We start from the raw sequence: 16,021 nt of genomic DNA on the forward strand, positions 1-16,021 counted from the left end.
CTGTTTTATAACCCCGTTCGCATACATTCCACATTGGGGTACTTAGCCCCCGACGCCTATGAGCAAGTAGAAGCCCAAAAAACTCGCTTTAAACTGTCTACTAAAACTTGACCACAACAGTTTGAGCGTCAAGTCTGCGCATAGCCCGGGGGGCTATGCGCGACGCGAGTTTGCCGACCGCCCCGAAACGGGTCTCGACCGCCGGTAGTCCCGGCCCGCAGGGCCGGGACCGAGCCGATGGAGCTGCACCACCCAGGCCGCCCGCGGCGCGGGTCAAGAACAAAAATCCGAGCCACCCGCGACGCAGGCCAAGAACAAAAAGCCAGGCCACCCACGGCACGGGTCAAGAACAAAAACGAAGCCGACCGCGGCGCAAGCCAAGAGCAGAACGCTAGCGCCTCGCCCCGGCACAGCCCGGGGCCTGTCTTAGCTTGCTTTCTTCGGACGGTAAAGGCGGATGATCTCGCCTACGATGCCGCGGCGGAACGCCATGACGCAGATGATGAAGATCAGGCCGATGACGATGGTGACCGATTCGCCCAGGGACTGGAACCAGCTCAGGCCGCTGAGCTGCGTCAAGAAGCGGCCGAAGTCGCCGACTTTGTTCTCGAGCAGCACGACGATGAAAGCGCCGACCACGGGGCCGGTGAAGGTGCCCATGCCGCCGATCAGGGTCATGAGGATGACCAGGCCGGACATCTGCCAGGTGGCGTCGGACAAGGTGGCCGAGACGAACACCAGGGCCTTGGTGGCGCCGGCCAGGCCGGCCAGGGCGGCCGACAGCACGAAGGCGAGCAGCTTGTAGCCGTTGGCGTTGTAGCCCAGCGAGATGGCGCGCGGCTCGTTTTCGCGCACGGCCTTGAGCACTTGGCCGAAGGGCGAGTTGATAGTGCGCCAGATCAGGGCATAGCTGAGCACGAAGATGGCCATGACGACGTAATACAGGTGCAGGTCGTTCTTGAGGTCGAAGCCGAACAGCGTGCCGCGCGGTATGCCCTGCAGGCCGTCTTCGCCGCCGGTGAAGGGCGCCTGCAGGAAGAAGAAGAAGGCCATTTGCGCCATGGCCAGGGTGATCATGGCGAAGTAGATGCCGCTGCGGCGGATGGCCAAGATACCCATGATGAGGCCCATGACGGTGGCGACCGCGGTGCCGAATATCAGGCCGGCCAGGGTGGGCAGGCCCCACGCGGTGAGCGCCTGGCCGGTGGCGTAGGCGGCGCCGCCCAGGAAGGCGGCATGGCCGAAGGACAGCAGGCCGGTGTAGCCCAGCAGCAGGTTGAAGGCGCAGGCGAACAGGGCATAGCACATCACCTTCATGACGAAGATGGGGTAGGCGCCCAGCATTGGCAGCAGGGCAATGACAATGACGGCCAGTGCGTAGGCGAGCAGTTGACGATTCATTTCTCTTTCCCGAACAGTCCGGCCGGGCGCAGCAACAGCACGATGACCATGATGATGAAGACGACGGTATTGGACGCCTGCGGCCAGAACACCTTGGTCAGGCCTTCGATGACGCCCAGCCCGAGGCCGGTGACGATAGAGCCGAGTATGGAGCCCATGCCGCCGATGACCACGACGGCGAAGACAACGATGATGAGGTTGGAGCCCATCAGCGGCGAGACTTGCAGGACGGGGGCGGCGAGCACGCCGGCGAAGCCCGCCAGGCCGACGCCGAAGCCGTAGGTGATGGTGACGACCAGCGGGACGTTGACGCCGAAGGCTTCGACCAGTTTGGGGTTTTCGGTGCCGGCCCGCAACAGGGCGCCGAGCCGCGTTTTCTCGATGACGAACCAGGTGGCGAAGCAGACGATGAGCGAGGCCACGATGACCCAGCCGCGGTACACGGGCAGGAACATGAAGCCCAGGTTCAGCGCACCCTGCAGGGCCGGTGGCGTGTTGTAGGGCTGGCCCGAAACGCCGTAAAGGCTGCGGAACAGGCCTTCGATGAGCATGGCCAGGCCGAAGGTGAGCAGCAGGCCGTAGAGGTGGTCGAGCTTGTACAGATGCTTGAGCAGCAGGCGCTCGATGATGATGCCGAATATTCCCACGACGATGGGGGAGATGATCAGCATGAGCCAGTAATTCAGTCCGAGGTACTGCAGCCCCATCCAGGTGACGAAGGCGCCCATCATGTACAGGGCGCCGTGAGCGAAATTGATGATGTTGAGCAGGCCGAATATGACCGCCAGGCCCAGGGAAAGCACCGCGTAGAACGAGCCGTTGACCAGGCCCAGCAGCAGCTGGCCCAGGAAAGCTTGTATCGGTATGCCGAATATCTCAGTCATATAGAGGCAGAATCCATGGCAAGAACTTGCGCCGTTAATGGGCGCAAGCACGCCTTCCGCTGTAGCAGAAGGCGTGCCTGTCGAGGCGTGCGATTATTTTTTGACGAACTTGCAGGTCGACTCGCTGAGCGGGCCATAGACCTTCTCGGCCGGCAGGGTTTGCAGGATGTTGTAGTAGTCCCAGGGCTTCTTGGATTCCGAGGGCTTCTTGACCTGGGCCAGGAACATGTCATGCATCATCAGGCCGTCGGGGCGTACGTAGCCATTGGCGGTGAACATGTCGTGGATTTTGTTGGACTTCATCCACTTCATGTTGGTTTCGCCGTCGTCGGTCTTGGTGGCCTTCATGGCTTTCAGGAAGAACGAGGCGGCGGAGTAGTCGCCGGCCTGCACGAAGGAGGGCATGCGCTTGAATTGGTCGTAGAAGCGCTGCGCCCACTTGCGCGATTCGTCGTTCTGGTTCCAATACCAGGCGGTGGTCAGATACAGGCCCTGCGTGGCGTCCAGGCCCAGGGAGTTCACGTCGTTGATGAACACCAGCAGGCCAGCCAGCTTCATGGTCTTGGTCAGGCCGAATTCTTTGGCGGCCTTGACCGAGTTGATGAAGTCTCCGCCGGCATCGGCCAGGCCCAGCACCTGGGCCTTGGAGCCCTGGGCTTGCAGCAGGTACGAGGAGAAGTCGGAAGTACCCAGCGGGAAGCGCACCTGTCCCAGCACCTTGCCGCCTTCGGCCTTGACGACCTTGGCGCTATCGGCCTCGAGCGAGTGGCCGAAGGCGTAGTCGACGGTCAGGAAGTACCAGGACTTGCCGCCGTTCTTGATGATGGCCGAGCCAGTGCCGCGAGCCAGCGCCACGGTGTTGTAGGCATAGTGGATGGTGTAGGGCGTGCAGTGCTCGTTGGTCAGGGCCGACGAGCCGGGGCCGACGGCGATGAAGGGGACGTGCTTGGCCGCGGCCACGCCCGCCATGGCCAGGTTGGTGCCAGAGTTGGTGCCGCCGATGAGCAGGTCGATGTGCTGCTGGTCGATCCATTCGCGCGCCTTGGCCGAGGCGATGTCGGCCTTGTTCTGGTGGTCGGCCACCAGCAGCTCTATTTTCTTGCCCTCGATCTGGCCGCCGGCGTCGGCGATGGCCATGCGTATGGCTTCCGCGCCGCCCTTGCCGTCGATGTCGGAGTACACGCCGGACATATCGGTGATGAAGCCGATCTTGATGGTGTTGGTGGAAATACCCGCCGCCTGGCTCGGCCCGGTAAGGCAGAGCCCGGCTAGGGCGAATGCTGCGGATAGTGTGCGCAGTTTCATGGGTAAGATCTCCTTGCTGTTGTTATACCGGACGACCCGGTCGATATGTAGTTCTTGTCTTGTTGTCGCGCTAGACGCCCAGCAGTGTGTTGAGCACGTCTTGCTTGGCCGGCAGTTCGGCCGCGCTGAACTGTTCGACGATCTGGCCGTGCTCCATGACGTAGAAGCGGTCGGCCAGCGGCGCGGCGAAGCGGAAATTCTGCTCGACCATGATGATGGTGTAGCCTTTTTCTTTGAGGGTCTTGATCATGCGTGCCAGCGCCTGCACGATGACGGGCGCCAGACCTTCGGAAATTTCGTCCAGCAGCAGCAGGTTGGCGCCGGTGCGCAGGATGCGGGCGACGGCCAGCATCTGCTGTTCGCCGCCCGACAGCCGCGTGCCCGGGGAATGGCGGCGTTCCAGCAGGTTGGGGAACATTTCGTAGATTTCGGCCAGCGACATGCCGCCGCCCAGGGTTTCGCCCACCACGGGCGGCAGCAGCAGGTTTTCTTCGCAGGACAGGCCGGCGAAGATGCCGCGTTCTTCGGGGCAGTAGCCCACGCCCAGGTGGGCTACCTTGTAGGTGGGCAGGTCGATGGACTCGGTGCCGCGGATGCGTATGGAACCCTTGCGCGAGCCGGTCAGGCCGAGGATGGCGCGCAGCGTGGTGGTGCGCCCCGAGCCATTGCGCCCGAGCAGCGTGACGACCTCGCCCTGCGCCACCTCGAGGTTGACGCCGTGCAAAACATGCGACTCGCCGTACCAGGCCTGCAGGTCGGAGATTTCGAGTGCGTGAGTCATGTCAGCTCCGCCGGGCCGCTCCCAAGGAGCTGACGCGCCCTCTTGGGGGATGAACTCGGACACAGCATAGTCCCTGCGGACTGTGCTGTGCCTAGTGAATCCGAGCGGCATGCAGGCCGCGAGGTGGACAGCGAACGTGGTGAGCGTGGGGGTCGTCCATTCGCCATTTAGTGGGCTCCTTCCAGTTCGCCTTCGGTCGTACCCATGTAGGCCTCCATGACGGCCGGGTCGCGCGATACCTCTTGGTAGCTGCCTTCGGCCAGCACTGCGCCGCGCGCCAGCACGGTGATGCGATTGGCGATCGAGGCCACGACGTTCATATTGTGTTCGACCATGAGTATGGTGCGCCCGGCGCTGACTTTCTCGATGAGGCGGGTGACGCGGTCGACGTCTTCGTGCCCCATGCCCTGGGTGGGTTCGTCCAGCAGCATGAGCTCGGGCTCCATGGCGAGCGTGGTGGCGATTTCGAGTGCGCGCTTGCGCCCGTAGGGCAGGTTGGCGGTGCTTTCGTGCGCGAAGTCGGCCAGGTCGACTTCGGCCAGCAGCTCCATGGCTCGGTCGTTCAGGCGGTTCAGGATCTTGTCGCTGCGCCAGAAATGGTAGGACAGGCCGGTGGGGCGCTGCAGGCCGATGCGTACGTTCTCGAGCACCGACAGCTGCGGAAACACGGCCGAGATCTGGAACGAGCGGATGATGCCGCGGCGCGCGATGTGCGCCGAGGATTCGGAGGTGATGTCGGTGCCCGCGAACAGTATGCTGCCCGAGGTGGGGGTGAGGAATTTGGTGAGCAGGTTGAAGCAGGTGGTCTTGCCCGCCCCATTGGGCCCGATCAGGGCGTGGATATGGCCGCGGGTGACTTGCAGGTTGACGTCGTTGACGGCAACGAAGCCTCGGAATTCTTTGACGAGATGCCTGGTTTCTAAGATGAAATCGCTCATGCCCGCGGGTTACCGGAAGACGTTACGAAGGAAGCAATTAAACAGGCATGAGTATGCAATTGCCCCCTGTAAATTGACATGGGGGTTTTACATAGGTTTATGGAAAACCCTTAAGCTTCAGGCGGGCGTCTTGTGCCGGTATTCGCAGAGATCGTTGATGCCGCACTGCGGGCACTTGGGCTTGCGGGCGATACATATGTATCGACCATGCAGGATCAGCCAGTGATGGGCGTTGAGCCGGTATTCGGGCGGCACGAATTTTTCCAGCTTGCGCTCGACCTCGAGCACGTTCTTGCCGGGGGCCAGCCCGGTGCGGTTGGCGACGCGGAAGATGTGGGTGTCGACGGCGATGGTGGGTTCGCCGAAGGCGGTGTTGAGCACCACGTTGGCGGTCTTGCGGCCCACGCCGGGCAGGGCCTCGAGCGCGGCGCGGTCGTGCGGCACCTCGCCCTGGTATTGCTCGACCAGTATCTGGCAGGTACGGATGACGTTGCGCGCCTTGGTGCGATACAGCCCTATGGTCTTGATGTAGTCGGTCAGGCGCTCCAGACCCAGGTCGAGCAGGCCCTGGGCAGTGCCGTGCTGCGGGAAGAAATGCCGGGTGGCGAGATTGACCGATTTGTCGGTGGCCTGCGCCGAGAGCACGACGGCGATCAGCAGCTGGAAGGGGCTGGCGTAATGCAGCTCGGTGGTGGGAGCAGGGTCGGCGGCCTGCAGGCGGGCGAAGATTTCCCTGCGTTTTGCTGGATTCATGCGTGTCTCGCTTGACGGCGCGCCCGGGCCCGGGCCAGGGCATCGGCGATGATCTGGCGTTTGGCCTCGGCGTCGTTGTGGGCGGCGCTGGCCACAACGGCCTTGTTGGCCAGCGTCCGGGCGGCCAGTGTCGAGTTTTCGTGGTGCTGCGCGGCGAGGCGGGCCTGGCGCTTTTCGTAGTGTTGGTGGGCGCGGTCGGCGTGCTCGGCCGTCCAGTCGTGCCCGGCGGGCACCATGGCGATGCAGTCCACCGGGCAGGGCGGCACGCATAGGTCGCAGCCGGTGCAGGCGTCGGCCAGCACGGTGTGCATCAGCTTGGCGGCGCCGACGATGGCATCGACCGGACAGGCCTGGATGCACAGGGTGCAGCCTATGCAATGGGCTTCATCGATGACGGCGACCCGCAGCGGGCGGTGCTCGCCGCACTCGGGGTCGAGCGGCCGCGCCGGGCGGCCGAGCAGGGTGGCCAGCGCCTGTATGCCCGCCGTGCCGCCCGGAGGGCAGCGATTGATGTCGGCTCCGCCCCGCGCCAGGGCCTCGGCGTAGGGTCTGCAGCCCTCGTAACCGCATTTGGTGCATTGGGTCTGGGGCAGAATGGCGTCGATGCGCTCGACCAGCGACGATGGATGCATGGCAATGAAATGCGGCAGCCATGGGCTGCCGCGATGTGATGATGCTGCGGCATCGCCGCCTGCGCTTTGCATGGCGCTTGCGGCGCCACGCTTTGCAACAGCGGCTGCTGCCGCGGGCGGCTGTTAGGCCGACTGCCGGATGAACTCGGCTATTTTAGGGCAGATTGTTTCACGCCAGCGCCGCCCGGAAAATATGCCGTAGTGGCCGCAGTTGGGCGCGGTGTAGCGCTGCTTGCGGTCTTTGGCGATGTGGCTGCACAAATCGAGGGCGGCGTGGGTCTGGCCCAGGCCCGAGATGTCGTCGAGTTCGCCTTCGATGGTCAGCAGGGCGACGTTGCGGATGGCGCCGGGATCGACACGCTGGCCGTCGATTTCCCAGGTGCCCAGCGGCAACTGGTGTTCCTGGAAGACGGTCTTGATGGTGTCGAGGTAGAACTCGGCGGGCATGTCGAGCACGGCATTGTATTCGTCGTAGAAGCGGCGATGCGCCTCGGCGTCGTCGTTGCTGCCGCGCACCAGATGCAGGTAGAAGTCGTAGTGCGAGCGCAAGTGGCGGTCGGGGTTCATGGCCATGAACCCGGCGTGCTGCAGAAAGCCGGGATAGACCTTGCGTCCGGCGCCGGGATAGCGGGTGGGCACGCGATGGATCAGGTTGTCTTCGAACCAGGAGTAAGCGTGCGTGGTAGCCAAGCGGTTGACCTGGGTGGGCGACTGGCGCGTGTCGATGGGCCCGCCCATCATGATCATGCTGCGCGGCAGACAGGTTTCGCCGCGAGCCGCCATCAGCGATACGGCGGCCAGCACCGGCACGGTGGGCTGGCAGACCGACATGACGTGCACGTCGGGGCCCAGCAGGCGGATGAAGTCTTCTATGTAGTGGACGTAGTCGTTCAGGTGGAACGGGCCCTCCGACTGCGGCACCATGCGCGCGTCGACCCAGTCGGTGACGTAGACGTCGTGTTCCGGCAGCAGGCTGCGCACGGTGTCGCGCAGCAGCGTGGCGTGGTGGCCCGACAGCGGCGCCACCAGCAGCACCACCGGCGCCGGCCCGGCCGCGGCCGGGCGCTCGCATTCGAAGTGCACCAGCTTGCAGAAGGGTTTGTCCACGGCGGTGCAGGGGTTTACCGCGGCCTTGCGCCCGGCGATCGCGACGCTGTCTATGCCCCACTGGGGTTTTTCGTAGTCTTTGCCCAGGCGGTGCACCAGTTCGTAGGCGGCGGCGATCTGCCGTGACACGGGGGTGTAGGCCAGTGGGCTGCAGGGGTGCGAAAACAGCTGGGAGCCGGTATCGGTGAATGCGGCCAGCGGCGTCAGGAACGAGCGCTGGAGATCGTAAAACTGGTACAGCATGGACATAGGGGCCCCTCGTGGGAGTGGTTTTTTTGTGCCGGCTGCGCATGTGGGCCGGGTATCGGCCTCATGGGCGGATCGCAGCTCACCCTGGGTGTCTTATGGCATACGGGGCGGTTTCGATAGGCCAGGAGGTACTACGCTGGTTAACAAGCTTAATACAAATACAAAATTTACAAATACCAAATTAGCGGAATTGACTATCGTTTTCTACCGAGAAATTCCCGAAGTTGCCTGCAGTATCGGCTCGAAAACCCTGTTGGAAGGCTGGTTTCTCCACCACCGGCGAGCGTGCCGCCGTAGTTTTGCGATGCGGCGAGGCAGGGCTCGCGCCGCCCGGTATTTCCGGTTCGCCGACACCGGCGGTCAACCGCCGATACGCGCCTGCGGTGCGGGCTGCAAGGTTTTATGGGCAGGGCATGGGGCGGCCGCGCAAGGGTGGCAGGGTAAGCCGGCACGCGGCGTGCCAGATGACTTGCGGGCGGCCTTGCATGCGCAGCGCTGTCTTGCCGGCGGGCAGGGCGCCAATGCCTGCGTCATGCGGCAGGCCGGGAAGTTTGTAACGACCTCAGGTGTTGCTGTATTGCAACATATGTGGCCGAGCCACGGAGCCGCTATGGGGCGCGGTGCGTCAGCGCTCGAGGTACTTCAGCTTGTCCTCGACGCCGTTCCATTCGTCGGCGTCTTCGGGCGCCTTCTTGGAGCGGTTGATGGTGGGTAGGCCGGGAGCCATTTCGGCATTGAGGGCGATGAACGGCACCTGATCCTGGGGTACGTCTTCTTCGGCGAAAATGGCGTTGGCCGGGCATTCGGGCACACAAACAGCGCAGTCTATGCACTCGTCAGGATCGATCATCAGGTAGTTGGGGCCCTCGCGGAAGCAATCCACGGGGCATACGTCGACGCAGTCGGTATATTTGCATTTGATACAGTTTTCAGTCACGACGTGCGTCATGTGGGGCTCCAGCGGCAATCATGGTCGTGCGGTACACGCACGAATGAATTTTACCCAATATGTATCGGCCACCCGGCATAGACCTTCCGTGCCTGCCGGTTTTTTGCCGCCGGGCCGCCCCAAGGCAAAAAGCGCCCCCTTGGGGGATGAGCCCGGACACGGCACAGTCCCTGCGGACTGTGCCGTGCCTGGCGAATCCGAGCGGCATGCAAAGCCGCGAGGTGGACAGCAAGCCGAAGGCGCAGCGTGGAGGGTACTTTTTTGCCGCCGGGCCGTCCCAAGGCAAAAAGCGCCCCCCTTGGGGGGGCAGCAAGCCGAAGGCGCAGCGTGGGGGGCCCTTTTTCGCCGCCGGGCCCCGAGCTGGTTCGGGCAATGTGCTATGGTAGCCAAAACCACCCGCGTGTTCCGATGATTATCACCTCGCTGCTCGATACCGATCTCTATAAGTTCTCGATGATGCAGGTGGTGCTGCATCATTTCCCGGCTGCACAGGTAGAGTACCGCTACAAGTGCCGCAATCCGGGCATCAACGTCGGCATCTATATTGACGAGATCCGCGCCGAGATCAAGGCGCTGTGCAAGCTGCGCTTCACCGATGCGGAACTGGCCTATTTGCGCGGGCTGCGTTTCATCAAGAGCGATTTCGTGGATTTTCTCGGGCTGTTCCATATGCCCGAGAAGTGCATTACGGTTACGCACAGCAGCGTCCCAGGGGAAATCGACATCACTGTGAAGGGGCCGTGGCTGCACACGATTCTGTTCGAGATACCGGTGCTGGCCATCGTCAACGAGGTTTATTTCCGCAACGAATGCCGCGAGCCCGACTGGCAGGAAGGGCGCAAGCGCCTGCAGTCGAAGATGCATCTGGTGACGGACGATCCGGCGATGACGGCGTTCCGGGTAGCGGAATATGGCACGCGGCGCCGCTTCTCGAAGAAGTGGCACGAAGAGGTCGTGACCACGATGAAGGCGCAGATGGGGCCGAATTTCGCCGGCACGAGCAATGTGCTGCTGGCGATGAGGCACGGCGTTACGCCGCTGGGCACGATGGGCCACGAGTACCTGCAGGCCTGCCAGGCGCTGGGGCCGCGGCTGCGTGATTCGCAGGTGTTCGCGCTGGAGGTCTGGGCCAAGGAGTACCGCGGCGATCTGGGCATTGCGCTGTCGGATGTCTACGGCATGGATGCGTTCCTGCGCGATTTCGACATGTATTTCTGCAAGCTGTTCGATGGGGCGCGGCACGATTCGGGCGATCCGTTCGTATGGGGCGAGCGCTTGCTGGCGCATTATCAGGCCAACCGCGCCGATCCGCGCACGAAGACGCTGGTGTTTTCGGACAGCCTGACGATTCCGCGCGCGATCGAGCTGGCGCAGCGTTTCGCGGGCCGCTGCAAGGTGTCGTTCGGCATAGGCACGAACCTGACGAATGATCTGGGGCACGAGCCTTTGCAGATCGTGATGAAGATGGTGCGCTGCAATGACCAGCCGGTGGCGAAGGTGTCGGATGCGCCGGAAAAGACGATGTGCGACGATCCGGCGTATCTGGCGTATTTGCGCCAGGTGTTTCAGCTGCCGCCGGTGTAGTGCCTGGTGGGCCGCACGTGCCGTTCGTGGCAGGTGCGGCCGGCTGTCGGGCAGTCCCGGGGCAGCCCCAGGGCAGCCCTAGCGCGCAGCGCGTTTTTCATGCAGCCGATACGGCGTATGGCGCATGGTTGCGGCCGGTGCGGACTGTCTGTGCCGCGGCTTGTGGAAATGGAATAAGATCGCGGGTCTTGTTTTTTCTTTTTGATAAACGGTTGCGGAGTGCACGATGAGTGAGATCAAGCGTTTCAATGTGGGCAAGCGCATGTCGGACATGACGGTGTGCAATGGGGTGGCGTATCTGGCGGGCCAGGTGGCCGATGATGCGAGCCTGGATATGGAAGGGCAGACGAAGCAGGTGCTGGCGACGATCGATCGTCTGCTGGCGGAGGCGGGTACGGATAAGACGCGGATTCTGCGCGCGCAGATTTTCGTGGCGAATATTGCCGAGTTTTCGGCGATGAACAAGGCGTGGGATGCGTGGGTGGCGGGGGGGCATGCGCCGGCGCGGGCTACGGTGGAGGCTCGGTTGGCGAGTCCCGACTATAAGGTCGAGATTGTGGTGACGGCGGCGTTGTAGGGTTCTTTTGTCGCTGGTGGTTGGGGGGCCGCGGTTGCGGCCCCTTTGTCGTTGGTGGCGGTGGCGGTGGCGGCGGCGCTGGTGTGCGTCGGCGGGTGAGGTTCTTTAGACGCGGCCTAGAACGGGGTACCTCCCTCCGGTTCGATGACCCACTCACCTCCGGGAGGCACCCCGTTCTCTCCGCTGGTTTCGTAGGCGGGTGACGGACTTGTGGCTTCGGCAGATTGGGGCGCCGAGTTCTTTTGGCGCGGCCCAGAATGGGGGTAAGGGGCAGTGCCTCGGCTCAGAGCAGCAGGGCGGCCAGGGTGCCGCCCAGGGTTTCGCAGCGGGCGCGGTCGTCGGCGGTGATGCGTTTGGGGGCGGCGATACGTTCGGGGGTCTGGGCGTGGGTGCAGACGATGAGGGCGGGGGCGATGGAGGTGAGGCGCCAGCCGGTGCAGATGCGTTCGGCCTGGCGCACGGCCGAGGCGCCGTCGCTGCCGGCGCTGATCATCAGGGCGTAGGGGCGGCCGTTGATGCGGTCGAGCACGGGGTAGTAGCAGCGGTCGAAGAATTCTTTCATGGCGCCGCTCAGGGCGGCGAGGTTTTCGGGGGCGCTGAAGAGGATGCCGTCGGCGGCCAGCACGTCTGCGGGGCGGGCGCGGGCCGCGGCCCGGAACAGGATGCGCAGGTGTGGGCCGGCCTGGATGTCGGCTTGTAGTTCCTGCGCCACGGCCTGGGCGCCGCGGCGGGCGGCGCGTGCCATCTGCAGGGCGGCGCCGGTGCGGGAATGCCATACGATGAGCAGGGTCTTGGTGTCGGGCGTGTTCATGGTGATTCGATTGCGCATGCTGGAACGGGCAAGGGCTGGATCCGGGCTGCGGGTGGGGCGATTCGCCATGGCGTGGCGGACTACGGTAGTATCGCCTATGTGCTGCCGCAGGACAGCGTCGCTCGTGCCGGTGTTGCTGTATTTGCGACATTTGTTTTCCGTATTTGCGGCATTTGTTTTCGTCTCTTCATGTCTTCGATAGTGTCTTCCACTGATGATGTTGCGCCCTTCGACGCGGGCTGGCGGGCGCGCGCCTGTACGGGCCTGGACGAGGCGGGGGCAGGTTTGCTCGACCGCGCGGTGCAGTGGGTGCGCGAGCCGCTGCAGGGGCTGCAGGCGAGTACGGGCGAGCCGCTGGCCGCGCACGGGGCGGCGGTGGTGGGAATACTGGCGGAGCTGGGCACGGACGCGGTGACGCGGGCCAGTGCGTTGCTGACGTTGTTGCCGCCGCAGTCTTCGGGTTCGCTGGCCCGGGGGGCGTCGGATCCGCTGCTCAAGGCGTTCGGGGCGGAGGTGATGTCGCTGGTGCAGGGGACGCGGGCGCTGTTGCGTCTGGGGAATCTGGCGGGGCAGTCCAGCGACAGCGCGGCGGCGGGGGGCGAGCAGAAAGAGAAGCAGCGCAAGATGCTGCTGGCGATGGCGGCGGATCTGCGCATTGTGCTGATGCGGCTGGGGTCGCGGCTGCAGTCGCTGCGCTGGTATGCGAGCACGCGTACGCCGTGTCCGCCGGAGTTCGCGCGCGAGACGATGGAGCTGTATACGCCGCTGGCCAATCGGCTGGGGATCTGGCAGCTCAAGTGGGAAATGGAAGACCTGGCGTTCCGCTTCCTGGAGCCGCAGACGTACAAGGATATTGCCCGTCGGCTGGAAGAGAAGCGCAAGGAGCGCGAGGGATTCATCGAAGCGGTGGTGGCGCAGCTGCAGGCGGCGCTGCACGACGCGCACATTGCCGCCGAGGTTTCTGGGCGGCCCAAGCACATTTACAGCATCTGGAACAAGATGCGCATCAAGCACCTGAGCTTCGAGCGGCTGTTCGATCTGCGGGCGCTGCGGGTGATTGTGGACGACGAGCGCGCCTGTTATGCGGTGCTGGCGATTGTGCATGCGCTGTGGACGCCGGTGTCCGATGAGTTCGACGACTATATTGCGCGGCCCAAGCCGAATGGCTACCGCTCGCTGCATACGGTGGTGGCCGACGAGCAGGGCCGTTCTTTCGAGATCCAGATCCGCACGCACGAGATGCATCAGTTCGCCGAGTACGGGATGGCGGCGCACTGGCGCTACAAAGAGGCGGGCGCGCGCGGTGGGCTGCAGGCGGCGTCGGGCGGCTATGACCGCAAGATTGCCTGGATGCGCCAGTTGCTGGCCTGGGACAAGGATGAGGCGGCGCCGGATGCGGCGGCGGCCGCCGGGGCCGGGGCTGCAGGGGCCGCAGGGGCGACAGGGGCAGCGGGGACGGCGGGGACGGCGGGGACGGCGGGGACGGCGGGGACGGCGGGGACGGCGGGGGCCGGCAGGGCGGCTCCACAGGCCCGGCGGGGCGGCGCGGTGCCGGCATCGTCTTCCGCGCCCGCGCCTGCCGCGGCGGCCGACGAGCATATTTATGTGATGACGCCGCAGGCGCGGGTGATCGAGCTGCCGGCGGGGGCCACGCCGGTGGACTTTGCTTATTATCTGCACACCGACCTCGGGCACCGCTGCCGCGGGGCGCGGGTGGACGGGCAGATGGTGCCGCTGCTGACGCGGCTGGCCACGGGCCAGACGGTGGAGATCATTGCCGCGAAGTCGGGTGGCCCGTCGCGCGACTGGCTCAATCCGCAGCTGGGCTACCTGGCCAGCCCGCGTTCGCGTTCCAAGGTGCGGGCGTGGTTCAACGCGGTCGAGCTGCAACAGCGTATTGCGCAAGGCCAGGCGCTGGTGGAAAAAGAGCTGCAGCGGCTGGGCAAGACGGCGGTCAATCTCGAGCAGCTGGCGCAGCAGCTGGGCTTTGCCCGCGCCGACGATCTGTATGTGGCGGTGGCCAAGGAAGAATTCAGCCTGCGGCAGATCGACCATGTGCTGAACCAGCCGGTGCAGGCGGCAGCCGAGGCGGCGCCGCGCCCGGCCTACCCCAGTGCCCAGGCGCGCGAGGTGCCGGCGGGCAAGAGCGGGGTGCTGGTGGTGGGCGTGGATTCGCTCATGACCCAGCTGGCGCGCTGCTGCCGTCCGGCGCCGCCGGACGACATTGCCGGTTTCGTGACGCGCGGGCGCGGGGTGTCGATCCACCGCCGCGACTGCCCCGCGTATGCGGCCCTGGTCGAGCGCCAGCCGGAACGGGCCATCGAGGTGGACTGGGGCGATACCGGCGATACGGTGTATCCGGTGGACATCAGCATACGGGCCAACGACAGCCCCAGCCTGCTGCGCGATATTTCCGAGGTGTTCGCGCGCCTGCGGCTGAGCGTGGTCGGGGTCAATACCCAGAGCCGCCGTTCGCTGGCGCACATGGTCTTCACGGTAGAGGTGAAGAACGGCGAGCAGATCGGCCGGGCGCTGGCCGCGCTGAACGAACTGGCGGGGGTGAGCGCCAGCCGCCAGTAGCCCTCGGCGCCCTGGAACCGCGGCGCGTACGGGCCTTCGGAAGCCTGCGCGGATTGGAAAAAAGGGGCCCTGGGGGCCGACGCGAGCCGAAAAAACGCTTCCGACGACAGGCCCCTGTGCAGTGCCGATCGACGCGGCGGCTCTGCTGCGCGGCCCGCACGCTGCTAAAATGGCCGATTGGCTGCGCCGCCGGGCAGGTCTCGTACACTTGCCCGGCGCGCCACGCCTTCTATGCAAAACCAGGGGATGTTTCCTTGAAACCTTACAGCTTGCCCGACAGCCAGGGGCATTTTGGCCCGTATGGCGGCTCTTTCGTCGCCGAGACGCTGGCGTATGCGCTCGATGAATTGCGCGATGCCTACGACGCCTGCCGCGCCGATCCGCAGTTCCGTGCCGAATTCGAGTACGAGCTGAAGCATTTCGTGGGGCGGCCCAGCCCGGTCTACCACGCCAAGCGCTGGTCCGAGAAACTGGGCGGGGCGCAGATCTGGTTCAAGCGCGAGGACCTGAACCACACCGGCGCGCACAAGGTCAACAACTGCATCGGGCAGATTTTGCTGGCGCGGCGCATGGGCAAGCCGCGCATCATCGCCGAGACCGGCGCCGGGCAGCATGGGGTGGCCACCGCCACGGTGGCGGCGCGCTACGGGCTGGAATGCGTGGTGTACATGGGCAGCGAAGACGTGCGCCGCCAGGCCTCCAATGTCTACCGCATGAAGCTGCTGGGCGCGACGGTGGTGCCGGTGGAATCGGGCACGCGCACGCTCAAGGACGCCCTGAACGAGGCGCTGCGCGACTGGGTGACCAATGTCGAGAATACTTTCTACCTGATCGGCACCGTGGCCGGCCCCCATCCTTATCCGATGATGGTGCGCGATTTCCAGTCGGTGATCGGCGACGAATGCCTGCAGCAGATGCCCGAGAGCGCCGGGCGCCAGCCCGACTACGTGGTGGCGTCGGTGGGCGGCGGCTCGAACGCCATGGGCATTTTCTACCCCTACATCCAGCACGAGGCGGTGCGCCTGGTGGGCGTCGAGGCGGCCGGTGAAGGCCTGGCCACGGGCCGCCATGCGGCCTCGCTGAACGCCGGCGTGGTGGGCGTGCTGCACGGCAACCGTACCTACCTGCTGCAGGACGAAAACGGCCAGATCATGGGCACGCATTCGATTTCGGCCGGGCTGGACTACCCCGGTGTGGGGCCGGAGCACGCCTGGCTCAAGGACAGCGGCCGGGCCCAGTACGACTCGGTTACCGACTCGGAAGCGCTGGCCGCCTTTCATGACTGCTGCCGCACCGAGGGCATCATGCCGGCGCTGGAATCGTCCCACGCCATTGCCTATGCGGTGCGCCTGGCGCCCACGCTAGGCAAGGACAAGATCATTCTGGTCAACCTGTCGGGGCGCGGCGACAAAGACATGCACACCGTGGCTGAATTCAGCGGCATCACCCTGTAGGGCAAGTGGGCCGGGG

14 protein-coding genes are annotated in these 16,021 nt (G+C 64.8%); 4 read left to right on the plus strand and 10 right to left on the minus strand.

Annotation, left to right across the window (positions count from 1 at the left end; translation table 11 throughout):
* Positions 1–426: 426 nt before the first annotated feature.
* From CEY11_RS24060 to fdxA, 9 genes are all read right to left on the minus strand, one after another.
* A complete protein-coding gene (locus CEY11_RS24060; RefSeq protein ID WP_088605978.1) occupies positions 427–1,401 on the minus strand; it encodes a branched-chain amino acid ABC transporter permease in 975 nt (324 codons plus the stop codon).
* Positions 1,398–2,285, minus strand: a complete 888-nt coding sequence (locus CEY11_RS24065; RefSeq protein WP_088605979.1) for a branched-chain amino acid ABC transporter permease — start codon at positions 2,283–2,285, stop codon at positions 1,398–1,400. Before CEY11_RS24065 ends, CEY11_RS24060 begins: the two co-directional genes overlap by 4 nt.
* A gap of 93 nt (positions 2,286–2,378) precedes the next feature.
* Positions 2,379–3,590: an ABC transporter substrate-binding protein gene (locus CEY11_RS24070; protein ID WP_088605980.1), complete on the minus strand. Its 1,212-nt coding sequence runs from the start codon at positions 3,588–3,590 to the stop codon at positions 2,379–2,381.
* Between the two features lie 70 nt (positions 3,591–3,660).
* Positions 3,661–4,371, minus strand: coding sequence for an ABC transporter ATP-binding protein (locus CEY11_RS24075; RefSeq protein WP_088605981.1), 711 nt, complete (start codon positions 4,369–4,371; stop codon positions 3,661–3,663).
* Between the two features lie 167 nt (positions 4,372–4,538).
* Positions 4,539–5,309 (minus strand): ABC transporter ATP-binding protein, encoded by a 771-nt coding sequence (locus tag CEY11_RS24080; RefSeq protein ID WP_088605982.1) that lies wholly within the window; start codon positions 5,307–5,309, stop codon positions 4,539–4,541.
* 117 nt (positions 5,310–5,426) lie between these two features.
* A complete protein-coding gene (nth, locus tag CEY11_RS24085) occupies positions 5,427–6,062 on the minus strand; it encodes an endonuclease III (protein ID WP_088605983.1) in 636 nt (211 codons plus the stop codon).
* Positions 6,059–6,694, minus strand: coding sequence for an electron transport complex subunit RsxB (rsxB, locus tag CEY11_RS24090; protein WP_088606041.1), 636 nt, complete (start codon positions 6,692–6,694; stop codon positions 6,059–6,061). The genes nth and rsxB overlap by 4 nt, the downstream gene beginning before the upstream one ends.
* A 123-nt stretch (positions 6,695–6,817) precedes the next feature.
* Positions 6,818–8,044 carry a polyhydroxyalkanoate depolymerase gene (locus CEY11_RS24095; protein ID WP_088606042.1) on the minus strand — a complete coding sequence of 409 codons (1,227 nt, stop codon included), beginning with the start codon at positions 8,042–8,044 and terminating at the stop codon, positions 6,818–6,820.
* 631 nt (positions 8,045–8,675) lie between these two features.
* Positions 8,676–8,999: a ferredoxin FdxA gene (fdxA, locus tag CEY11_RS24100; protein ID WP_088605984.1), complete on the minus strand. Its 324-nt coding sequence runs from the start codon at positions 8,997–8,999 to the stop codon at positions 8,676–8,678.
* 408 nt (positions 9,000–9,407) lie between these two features.
* Here fdxA and pncB point away from each other — a divergent pair, with 408 nt between their 5' ends.
* A complete protein-coding gene (pncB, locus tag CEY11_RS24105; RefSeq protein ID WP_088605985.1) occupies positions 9,408–10,583 on the plus strand; it encodes a nicotinate phosphoribosyltransferase in 1,176 nt (391 codons plus the stop codon).
* Positions 10,584–10,809: 226 nt separating this feature from the next.
* Positions 10,810–11,160: a RidA family protein gene (locus tag CEY11_RS24110; protein ID WP_088605986.1), complete on the plus strand. Its 351-nt coding sequence runs from the start codon at positions 10,810–10,812 to the stop codon at positions 11,158–11,160.
* Between the two features lie 283 nt (positions 11,161–11,443).
* Here CEY11_RS24110 and CEY11_RS24115 read toward each other — a convergent pair whose 3' ends face one another.
* Positions 11,444–11,971 carry a flavodoxin family protein gene (locus CEY11_RS24115; protein WP_088606043.1) on the minus strand — a complete coding sequence of 176 codons (528 nt, stop codon included), beginning with the start codon at positions 11,969–11,971 and terminating at the stop codon, positions 11,444–11,446.
* A gap of 189 nt (positions 11,972–12,160) precedes the next feature.
* On the opposite strand from CEY11_RS24115, the gene CEY11_RS24120 reads away from it, so the two are divergent.
* Positions 12,161–14,551, plus strand: a complete 2,391-nt coding sequence (locus CEY11_RS24120; protein ID WP_088605987.1) for a RelA/SpoT family protein — start codon at positions 12,161–12,163, stop codon at positions 14,549–14,551.
* 254 nt (positions 14,552–14,805) lie between these two features.
* Positions 14,806–16,005 carry a tryptophan synthase subunit beta gene (trpB, locus tag CEY11_RS24125; RefSeq protein ID WP_088605988.1) on the plus strand — a complete coding sequence of 400 codons (1,200 nt, stop codon included), beginning with the start codon at positions 14,806–14,808 and terminating at the stop codon, positions 16,003–16,005.
* Positions 16,006–16,021: the final 16 nt, after the last annotated feature.

Origin of the sequence: Candidimonas nitroreducens (genome assembly GCF_002209565.1) — a bacterium.
Lineage (GTDB): Bacteria > Pseudomonadota > Gammaproteobacteria > Burkholderiales > Burkholderiaceae_B > Candidimonas > Candidimonas nitroreducens.